Source organism: Methanobacterium sp. SMA-27 (assembly GCF_000744455.1).
GTDB lineage: Archaea > Methanobacteriota > Methanobacteria > Methanobacteriales > Methanobacteriaceae > Methanobacterium_B.
In genome coordinates this window covers 2,480,675-2,490,725 of sequence record NZ_JQLY01000001.1, presented here as the reverse complement: position 1 = coordinate 2,490,725, position 10,051 = coordinate 2,480,675, and the positions used below count along the sequence as shown (strand labels likewise).

At 37.3% G+C, this 10,051-nt stretch carries 10 protein-coding genes; 5 read left to right on the top strand and 5 right to left on the bottom strand.

Features of this window, described 5'->3' with window-relative positions:
• Positions 1-176: 176 nt before the first annotated feature.
• Complete coding sequence (locus tag DL91_RS14295) at positions 177-518, top strand: UGSC family (seleno)protein (RefSeq protein WP_304412461.1); 342 nt, start codon at positions 177-179, stop codon at positions 516-518.
• A gap of 9 nt (positions 519-527) precedes the next feature.
• A complete protein-coding gene (locus DL91_RS12575) occupies positions 528-1,700 on the top strand; it encodes a hypothetical protein (protein ID WP_052374409.1) in 1,173 nt (390 codons plus the stop codon).
• A 100-nt stretch (positions 1,701-1,800) separates the two neighbouring features.
• Here the strand turns inward: DL91_RS12575 and DL91_RS14290 are convergent, their stop codons facing one another.
• From DL91_RS14290 to nrdD, 5 genes are all read right to left on the bottom strand, one after another.
• Positions 1,801-2,025: a hypothetical protein gene (locus DL91_RS14290; RefSeq protein WP_231551469.1), complete on the bottom strand. Its 225-nt coding sequence runs from the start codon at positions 2,023-2,025 to the stop codon at positions 1,801-1,803.
• A gap of 81 nt (positions 2,026-2,106) precedes the next feature.
• Positions 2,107-2,670 carry an amidohydrolase gene (locus tag DL91_RS14285; protein WP_231551507.1) on the bottom strand — a complete coding sequence of 188 codons (564 nt, stop codon included), beginning with the start codon at positions 2,668-2,670 and terminating at the stop codon, positions 2,107-2,109.
• Positions 2,643-2,984: a hypothetical protein gene (locus tag DL91_RS14280; protein WP_231551468.1), complete on the bottom strand. Its 342-nt coding sequence runs from the start codon at positions 2,982-2,984 to the stop codon at positions 2,643-2,645. Before DL91_RS14280 ends, DL91_RS14285 begins: the two co-directional genes overlap by 28 nt.
• A gap of 81 nt (positions 2,985-3,065) precedes the next feature.
• Entirely contained in the window at positions 3,066-3,245 is a 180-nt protein-coding gene (locus tag DL91_RS12565; protein ID WP_052374406.1) for a hypothetical protein, read from the bottom strand.
• 249 nt (positions 3,246-3,494) lie between these two features.
• Positions 3,495-5,816, bottom strand: a complete 2,322-nt coding sequence (nrdD, locus tag DL91_RS12560; protein WP_048189688.1) for an anaerobic ribonucleoside-triphosphate reductase — start codon at positions 5,814-5,816, stop codon at positions 3,495-3,497.
• 491 nt (positions 5,817-6,307) lie between these two features.
• Here nrdD and DL91_RS12555 point away from each other — a divergent pair, with 491 nt between their 5' ends.
• The 3 genes from DL91_RS12555 to fdhF all read left to right on the top strand — a co-directional run bounded on the left by DL91_RS12555 (position 6,308) and on the right by fdhF (position 10,046).
• A complete protein-coding gene (locus DL91_RS12555) occupies positions 6,308-6,553 on the top strand; it encodes a hypothetical protein (RefSeq protein WP_048189687.1) in 246 nt (81 codons plus the stop codon).
• Positions 6,554-6,914: 361 nt separating this feature from the next.
• Entirely contained in the window at positions 6,915-7,754 is an 840-nt protein-coding gene (locus tag DL91_RS12550; RefSeq protein WP_048189686.1) for a formate/nitrite transporter family protein, read from the top strand.
• A 240-nt stretch (positions 7,755-7,994) separates the two neighbouring features.
• Entirely contained in the window at positions 7,995-10,046 is a 2,052-nt protein-coding gene (gene fdhF, locus DL91_RS12545) for a formate dehydrogenase subunit alpha (RefSeq protein WP_048192247.1), read from the top strand.
• Positions 10,047-10,051 lie beyond the last annotated feature (5 nt).

Below are 10,051 nucleotides of genomic sequence, written 5' to 3'. Positions count from 1 at the left end.
AAATGCAAGTAAAAATTGTTGAAAAGGATACTCTAGATCCACTAGGAGATACAGACCAAGTTAAACTAGATCTAAATCCAATTCCGCATGATTTCGAGTTTATTTCATTAGTGGATAACACAAAACCAGGAGCAGATATTATTTTGTCATCATTGGCAAAACCTTGGTAAAAGAAAATTTATTACAGTAAAAAAGCCTGCAGGGGCCCTGCAACTATGGATCAGCTTAAAATGGCTTCTGAAGGAGAAGTTGCTTTGATTGCTCTTGGAGACTGTGGTTCATGTTCTAGTTGGGTAATCCTTGATGCAATACGTCTTGAGAATAAAGGAGTGCCAACCATCTCCATATGTTCCGAAAAATTCACGGCATTCGCACATAAACTTGCAAAAACTCATGGTGCAGAAGATCTTCGCATATTAAGTGTAAAACATCCAATTGCTGGACTTTCAAACAACGAAATCCAAACAAAAACACTGCCCATTATCCCTTCACTTAAATATATCCTACAGATCCCATGAAGTGAAAACATGGCCAGAAATAATAAATTACATTCAAAATGGATTGCAGTTGTTCAATTTGATGATATCCTAGAATCGAATGATGTAAAAAATGAGCGTCTCTGTATAAATAGAACAGATGATATTGAGGTTTTTGTAGATCCAGATCCTGAAAAAACCAGTTACAATTTCTACATTCGCAGAATGACAGATGGTCTCCCAATTATACCACCAACTGGGGAAAGAATCAGAAAATTTCTAAATTATACAGATCTTGCCTCAGAGGATATTATTGCAGTACTACCGCCAAGACAAGGAAAAGCCACAGTTGAAAAAGTAGCAATCAATTCTGTAATGGCAGGATGTCAACCACAGTTTATGCCAGTAATACAGCATGGGATAGAAGCAATTTCGAGTAAAAAATTCAATCTTACAAGTGTTAATGCAACCACCCATCCCGTTTCTATATGCATGATCCTCAATGGTCCCATTCCTAGAGAAATTGACGCTGCAAGTGGTGTAGGGTGTCTTGGTCCAGGCAATCTTGCAAATGCCAGTATAGGTAGAGCATTAAGATTATGTTTAATAAATATTGCAGGAGCTGTTCCCGGGATTGGAGACCACTCTACAATGGGATCCCCAGCCAAGTACAGCTACGTATTTGCCGAAAATGAATCTGAGAATCCCTGGGAATCATTACATATTGAACGTGGTTTTGAACCAGACACAAGTACATCTACAGTTATTGCTGTAGAAGCACCTCACAATGTTAATGATCATCGAAGCACAAATGCAGAAGATCTCTTGGAAACAATAGCACACACAGCTTCAACAGCAGGATGTAACAACAGCCACGTTCCTGGAGAAATCTTAGTGATAATGAGCCCAGAACATGCTGAAACCATCTCAAAAGACGGATTGAATAAATATGATGTAAAAAAATTTTTGCATGAAAATTCTGTTGTTCCTATTGAACATGGAGACAAAGGAGGAAGGAAACTTGATGATAAATGGATTATTGATGGTAATGTCCCTATAACACGTTCACCGCAAGATATAGTTTTGGTTGTAGCAGGCGGACCTGGAAGACATACGATGATAGCACATGGCTTCGGAACTTCTTCAGAATCAGTAACTAAGCCTATACTATTCAAAAATGGTTCTCCAGTACATACCATTCTTGAATACAAAAATAGAAAATAAGATTATTCAAATTGATTAAGTAGTTTAAATTTAGGAATTGTTTCTAAGATAATCATATAATAAGTTACATTCTAATTTAGTTGCAAATTTTAAAGCAAGCTCATCTACTTGAAATCCAGGATGATGGTTGGGTTTTGATTGGGATAGTGGAAATTCTAAAGGTGCACTTCCAAAATGCAAGTATAAAACCAGGAATTTTCTGAGAGAAATATGAAAAATCTTCTGAACCTGTGGTGGCATGTTTATAATTGAGTTTATCTTTTCCTGCAACTCTTTGAAGAGTTGGTAGCATATTTTTGCATAGTTCATTATTGTTTCTGTTCAATGGATCATGTTGTCCAGGGATAATTTCGACCTCACACCCATTGCGCTCTAGCAGTTAAATCTGCAACTTCAGTTATACGTTTTAAAAGCAGTTTTGTGTACTATCATCAAGAGATCTGATTGTTAAACCCATTTCAGCTGTTTTAGGAATTATATTAACTTTAATGCCTCCGTGAAAGTATCCTACAGTAATAACAGCTGCACCTCTCATTAGATCAACTTCTCTACTGATAATTGACTGCAGTGCATTTATGATTGCTGCTCCAGCCAAAATAGGATCCTTACCCACCCATGGCATTGAGCCATGAGCTTGGATCCCTTTGATTTTGATTATTAAATCGTTTAAGCTTGCATGTGTGATCCCTTTACTTAATAACACGTTTCCAGGATAAGCTTTGCTGTAAGGATGTAGTGCAAATATTGCGTGAACATCAGGGTTTTTTAAGGCACCTGCTTTAACCATTAGTTCAGCACCACCAACCATACCCTGAGGTGCACCCTCTTCTGCAGGTTGGAATAAGAAAACAACTTTACCATTTAACTCATTTTTAAGTTGACTTAAAACTTTCGCAGTACCTAATGCAGATGAAGCACTTGCATCATGACCACACGCATGAGCTACATAGGTCTTCTGTCCATTATATATATCCCTTTAGACTTTGATGCATAATCTAGGTTTGTTTCTTCTTTTACTGGCAATGCATCAAAGTCAGCTCGTAATGAAACTGTAGGTCCTGGATTTTCACCGTGAAGCACTGCTTTGATTCCTGTTTTCGCAATAGGATAGACTACTTCAATTCCATTTATTTCATTTAGACAATCTACAATATACTGTCCTGACTGAAACTCTTGAAAGGCAAGTTCGGGATGCTGATGAAGCCAGTGAAATATCTCAATCTGTTTTTCTTTGAAAGCATTGCACAGTTCATTGATCCTTTGGTAAACTACATTCTGATCCATAAATCATCACAAACATTTATTAAAAAATTCATAATATCAAAATATTACATAGATTTTCAATTATATTAAAAGTTTCAAAAATTACAACAATGTTTTAACCATAAACTTTCTAGTTGCCCTATCAATCACTGCGGTTCGTAACATTTCATTCCAATTTTTAAATTCAGTATTTTTCATAATGTACTGATTCCACTCAACTGTGTCTGTTGCATCCCTAAATTCAATCTCATTTTCTATTTTGAAACTTGTAGATTTAATCATCTTTTCAAAACTTGAAAAATCTGTCTTGAGTTTTCATAAAATCCAGAGTAAAAAGTTCATTTTTGATGTAATCCAAATTGATTTCAGACAATCTAATTTATTATCTTTCATCACATCTATTTCTCTATGAAGTTCTTTCATTCTCTTCAGTAGTTTCTATTCGTCAGCTTCAGCTGTCATCTCAACTTCTCCGTTATTAGTTTCAAAAAAAATAATCCTTAAAAAAAAATATAAAAAATTTATAGACAGTTAAAACCTCTTTCTATCCATTAGTTCCCTCATTTTACCAGGATTCCAACCGCCCGATGCTGATCTAGACCTTCCTACTTGTTGAACATATCCTGTGATACGATCGTACCATTCAACTTCTGTTTCTTCACCACAAGTTCCACATTTTGTTTGAAGACCTTTCATAAGTGTTTTACACTTAATACAGAAGCTAAGTGCAGAACTGTAGGCCCAAAATCCAATATCACTTTTCTTCGCGATCTTATTGGTGAGACTCATCAAAGAATCAGGATCTGAATACGCCTCACCCATAAAGGCGTGGAAAATATGACCACCCAACGTTATAGGATGGAATTTCTCCTCTATTTTAATTTTCTCAGGCAACAAAACATCCGAATTCACAGGAACATGGGAAGAATTAGTATAATAAGAAGCCAACTCATCACCCTGTAAAATCGCCCTATCACCAAACTTCTCCTTATCTAACGTTGCAAAACGATAAGCAGTAGACTCAGCCGGCGTCTGAAGAACTGTCCACCTCAAACCAGTTTCCTTCTTCAACTCCTCCGTACGCTTATTCATATACTTAACTACCTTAATACCAAAGTTCCTAGCATCCGGATCCTCAATACCCTCACCACAATGGGCCAGTAACATCTCATTAAGACCCACAAAACCAAATGAAAGTGTTGAATTATCCACCTGATAATAACGTTCCTCATCAGCCTCCTGAGTTAAAAATGGGAGTAAATTATAATTATCCAGACAATTCAAAGCCTGCTCACGCCTGAGCATCAACACCTCTTCACCGATACTCATATAAGAGTCCAAATAATCAAAGACATCATCATCATCCCGGGAGTTATAGGCAATCCTAGGAAGGTTCAAAGTAACATAAGCCAAGTTACCTGTTCTGAAACAATCCTTATCCCAGTCACCAGTCCAATTATCACTTAATGAGGTTCTGCAGCCCATATAATTAGCCATATTACCCCTGTACTTTGGAAGCATATTCACAAAGTAAGCAGTACCATACTTGGCTGAAAGCTCATGTACACGTCTAATATCCTCTTCAAATCCTCCATTAAGAATCTTATCCCTTAAAACATAGATAGTATTCGGGAAAAGATGAGGTTTACCATCAGAATCACCTTCAAGCAAAGTCTCAGTAAAAGCACGTTGCAACAATCGTGTTTCCTCTTCAAAGTCCCCATAAACACCTACATTTTTACCTTTAGGACCATAAGCAGTTACATCCTCCAAAAACTTGGGAACACTGAATTCAAGGTTAATAGAGGTAAAAGGAACCTGAGAACCACGAGCAGCATAAGCCATATTCAAATTATAGATAAACATCTGAACAGCCTGTTTTACCTTCTCATACGGCTGGCCCGCAGCAAAAGGAGCCACAAAAACATTCCAAAGACTCATAGACTGTCCACCACTCATATTCTGCTGAGCAGCAAGCATAATCTCTCCAGAATGATTCATAAGAGTCTCAATATGATTAGGAGGGCCCGCAACAGACGTATGATCACCCGTACCATCCACTTTAAGCCCATGTTTAATAAACAAACGTAAATCATGCTGCAAACAATTTATAGGACGGCCCGCAAAGAACTCCAAGTCATGAATATGAATATCCCCGCCCAGATGCGCATCCGCCAATTCATTCGGAAGAATACGCAGCAAAGCATACTGCTTCAACGCCTCATCAGCAACATACTTATGCACTGTCTCAGGATTATGGACCATATTCGCATTATCACGCGAACCATTCCTTATAAGATTAGTAATATTATAAACAGGAATACCAAGACGAGTATACTTCTTACGCAAAGTTTCAAGACCATTCTCAACCAATTTAGTGTTAACAATCTCCCTAATCATCGGAGCAGTTAAATAATCAACATCCAACTTCTTAAGCTCCTTCCAAACATCAGTTGCAATCCTACGAGATAACTCCCCAGAAGCATCCGTCTCAACCATCAAAGTCTTCTCAATCTTCCTCTGATCAAAAGACTCAATAGTATCCCTAGAAGTACGCACGCGTAAAGCATTAGATGCCAAATACTTATCCGCAACCTTACGATCAACCCGCTTCAAACAATCATAAACCAACATCTTAATCTCAGCAGTAGAAACACCATCATAAGCCGCCTTACCAACATACGCAGCAATCTGCTCCGCAGCCCACAACGAAGAACCAACCATCAAACAAGACTTAACAACCTTCTCATGAGAAAATCTCTCAAAAATCCCATTATTCTTCACGACACAAACCTGCGCCCGCGTAGGAAGAGAAGCAATAATCATCCCATCCCGTTCTATATCATCCCTCATTGGCAACACCTATATTTTATATTTAAATTTAATAACTTATTAATATTGTTTAGTTCACCTTTTAGTCTCTAACAAATTGTTATTTTATTTTAGTTGTATATTTGGATCATAAATTATTTGAAATTATATTAATAATAAAGTGATGAATGTTGGTATTTATATGAATTAATTGGATCCTTGGATATCAATAGTAAATCTTAGAAATTACGAAGTTAAAATTTGATACATCACATAGTTGTTAGTCCAGACAGAAAGAAAAAGGATAATTCTTAAAAACCTGATACAATATTAAAACAGTTTTAGTTATTATTTCATTTTCATCATCAGTTTGTTTTCCAAACTTTTTAATGTTAAATATGAGCTGATTTATTTATATACTCTATCAGTGTAGTTTATTCTACAAAATAAAGAAATAAAAATCTTTATATATTTTAATATGATAATAGAATATATTAACAGAATGTCTAAAATAAGAGTTAGGTGATACGTGTATGACAAAAGAACTTGAAAAGGAAATCAGGGAGCAGATTAAGGGAAAAATTCAGGCCGAAATTGAAGCAGAAGTAGAGGAGCAAATAAGAGGACAAGTTAAGGCCAAAATTGAAAAAGAAGTAGAAGAACAAATAAGAGGACAAGTTAAGGCCAAAATTGAAAAAGAAATAGAAGAACAAATAAAAGGGAAAGATGAAAAAGAAATTCAAAAGGAAATAGAAGAACAGATCAGAGGAAAAAAATAATAAGGGCTGTGGATAATTCCTAAAAAATTATTTTTTTATAATTATTAATCCTTTTTTGAACTTTTTCCCAAAAATTAAATTCTTTTCTAAAATTAGTAAATAAATGCCCTTTTTCCTACTTAACGATATGAATTTAACTACTTAACGCTTATAATCTTTTCGGAATCTTACCTGTTCATAAAGGTTATATTAAACATTAATAGAGGAATGTTTATGAATACATCATGAATATTCATGGAGAATTAAAACCAACCCTCAGATCACTAATCCTCTTAAGGGGAATTGATTATTTCAGGAAAATTCGTGATTATTCAGAAATACGTGATTAAGAAATGTTGAATAATGTAAAAGGGGGAAAAATATGGCATCGTCGTTTAAATCACCTGCAGACACAGCCAAGGCTTGTGTTGGAATTGCAGCGTTGAAAGAAAAATCTCCGATGAGCAATTTAATTCTTTTAAGTTTCTTAGCAGGAGCTTATATTGCTTTTGGAGGACTTTTAGCTGAAGTCGCTACAGGAGGCCTAGCAGCTGCTGGTGCTCCTCCAGGACTTGTTAAATTATTATTTGGAGCAACTTTCCCAGTTGGGCTCATGCTGGTCGTTATAGCCGGTTCTGAACTGTTTACTGGTAACAACATGTATATGCCTTTTGGAATATTGGAAGGAAAAGCAAGTTGGTTTGGACTTATCCGTAACTGGGTAGGAAGCTGGGTTTTTAACCTTGTAGGCGCTTTATTTGTAGCTTACGTTCTTGCATATCTTACTGGTGTTTTAACAGCTGACCCCTGGGCAGCAGGTGCAATCACTATTGCTAAAACTAAAGCACTTGGTGGTGCTCAGTTTGTAGCTGCAGGAAAAACTGTTACGTCTTTAACTTGGACACAAGTGTTCTTTAGGGCTATTGGATGTAACTGGCTGGTATGTCTAGCAGTTTACCTCGCTATTGCCTCGGATGATATTATCGGTAAATTAATTGGAATATGGTTCCCAATAATGGCTTTCGTAACTATTGGATTTGAGCACGTTGTTGCAAATATGTTCTTTATACCTATGGGAATTTTCCTAGGTGGAGTAACCTGGTCACAGTTCTTCCTAAACAACATGGTACCAGCTACCCTAGGTAACATCATCGGTGGAGGAATATTTGTAGCTGCAATCTACTGGTGGACCTACATTAGAGGAACCAAAACAGCCACTTGATATTGCAGAAAGAAAGGTAAATATATAAAAATTGGTAAGGTTTGTGAAATCTTTCCATTTTCATTTTTTTTTGGAGAAATGGAACTCCCATTCTATCAGGAAATGATAGTCAAACCACACATTTAACACGTATTACTTATCACTTGAAAATACTTAAATCCAAAATCTATATGAATTAGTCATGTAAATTGAAGGAATTTTGTATGTCAATATTATATCAATCAATTTCGGAGGGAAAAAATGAATATCCAATATACTCCAACAACATGTCCCTACTGTGGATGTGGATGTGGATTTAATTTAGTAAGTGTAGACGGGAAACTTGAAGGTGTCGAACCATGGAAAAGGAACCCAGTAAACGAAGGAAAATTATGTCCTAAGGGTAATTTTTCATACGAGTTTGTTCACAGAGACGACAGGTTAACTACACCATTAATCAAAGAAGGCGGTGAATTTAGGGAAGCATCATGGGACGAAGCATTAGACCTTGTTGCATCCAAACTAACCGAATTAAAAGAAACAAATCCAGAATCTCTTGCATTTCTTTCATCTGCAAGATGTACAAATGAGGAAAACTACTTGATGCAGAAACTTGTGCGTACCGTAGTAGGAACACACAACATAGACCACTGTGCAAGGCTTTGTCACGGCCCTACGGTTGCAGGACTTGCCCAAACCTTTGGGTCAGGAGCTATGACTAACTCCCTTAAGAGTATAGAATTTGCTGATGTTATTTTTATAATAGGATCCAACACCCTAGAACAACATCCACTTATGTGGAGAAGAATATTACAAGCAAAAGCTAGAGGAGCAAAACTAATAGTCGCAGATCCAAGATTCACACCTTCTGCTAAAAAAGCAGACTTGTATATACCATTTAAGTCAGGGACAGACGTGGCATTAATGAACGCCATGATGAACGTAATAATTTCAGAAGGACTTGAAGACAAAGATTTCATTGAAAAAAGGACAAAAAACTTTGAAGAACTGAAAGAAGTTGTCAAAAACTATCCTCTTGACAAGGTTGCAGAAATAACTGAAGCATCACCTGATCTGATTAAAGAAGCTGCAATCATGTATGCAAAGGCAGAAAATGCAGCGATTGTTTATTCTATGGGTATAACTCAACATACAACAGGTACAGACAACGTTATGTCAACATCGAACCTTGCTATGATTACAGGTAACATTGGAAGGCCGGGTACTGGAGTTAACCCCCTAAGGGGACAAAACAACGTTCAGGGAGCATGTGATATGGGAGCACTCCCAGTAAGCTACCCCGGATACCAGAAAGTCATAGAAGAAGAGATAGCCGGAAAGATGAGGACTGCATGGGGATGTGGAGATCTTAACTGCAAACCAGGTATAACTGTAATTGAAATGATGAACGGAGCATACGATGGCGATATCAAGGGGATGTATATAATGGGTGAAAACCCAATGGTCTCAGACCCTGATATTAGCCACGTTAGTGCGGGTCTTGAAAACCTGGACTTCTTAGTTGTACAGGATATCTTCATGACTGAAACAGCAGCACTAGCAGATGTAGTACTTCCTGCAACTTCGTGGGCTGAAAAAGACGGAACATTCACAAGCACAGAAAGACGTGTGCAGTACATAAGAAAAGCAGTTGACGCACCGGGTGAAGCAAGAGCTGACTGGGAAATAATCTCCGATATTGCAACAAGAATGGGCTCTGACCTATTCAACTATAACTCACCACAGGAGATCTTTGAAGAAGTAAGAACTGTCACACCTCAGTATGCAGGTATGAACAAAGAAAGACTGTCCAAACCAGAGGCTCTACACTGGCCATGCCCAGATGAAACACATCCTGGAACTCCTATACTTTGGGGAGAACAGTTTGCAACTGCCGATGGTCTTGGAGTATTAATGCCAATCGAATTCATAGCAGCTGCTGAACTTCCAGATGAAGAGTATCCATTTACACTTACAACTGGACGTATTCTGTTCCACTGGCATACTGGTAGTATGACGAGAAGATCAGCGACCCTCGACCGTGAAGTTCCAACAGGTTACGTAGAAATCAACACAGAAGATGCAGCCGAACTTGGAATAAAAAATAAAGAAATGATTCGTGTCAGGACAAGACGTGGAGTAATTGAAATTGCTGCCAGAGTCACTCCTGATATAATGAAAGGAATAATATTTGTACCATTCCACTTTGTGGAGTGTGCAGCCAACACATTAACTCAAAGTTTTGCATTAGATCCTGCAGCTAAAATGCCAGAATTCAAGGTATCTGCAGCAAGCCTAGAGAAAATGGGGTGATCCAA

Excerpts from the sequence above, each read along its gene's own strand:
- DL91_RS14280 (WP_231551468.1), bottom strand. The coding sequence starts at position 2,984 with ATGGATCAGAATGTAGTTTACCAAAGGATCAATGAACTGTGCAATGCT.
- DL91_RS12565 (WP_052374406.1), bottom strand. The coding sequence starts at position 3,245 with ATGATTAAATCTACAAGTTTCAAAATAGAAAATGAGATTGAATTTAGG.
- DL91_RS12575 (WP_052374409.1), top strand. The coding sequence starts at position 528 with ATGGCCAGAAATAATAAATTACATTCAAAATGGATTGCAGTTGTTCAA.
- fdhF (WP_048192247.1), top strand. The coding sequence starts at position 7,995 with ATGAATATCCAATATACTCCAACAACATGTCCCTACTGTGGATGTGGA.
- DL91_RS12550 (WP_048189686.1), top strand. The coding sequence starts at position 6,915 with ATGGCATCGTCGTTTAAATCACCTGCAGACACAGCCAAGGCTTGTGTT.
- DL91_RS12555 (WP_048189687.1), top strand. The coding sequence starts at position 6,308 with ATGACAAAAGAACTTGAAAAGGAAATCAGGGAGCAGATTAAGGGAAAA.
- nrdD (WP_048189688.1), bottom strand. The coding sequence starts at position 5,816 with ATGAGGGATGATATAGAACGGGATGGGATGATTATTGCTTCTCTTCCT.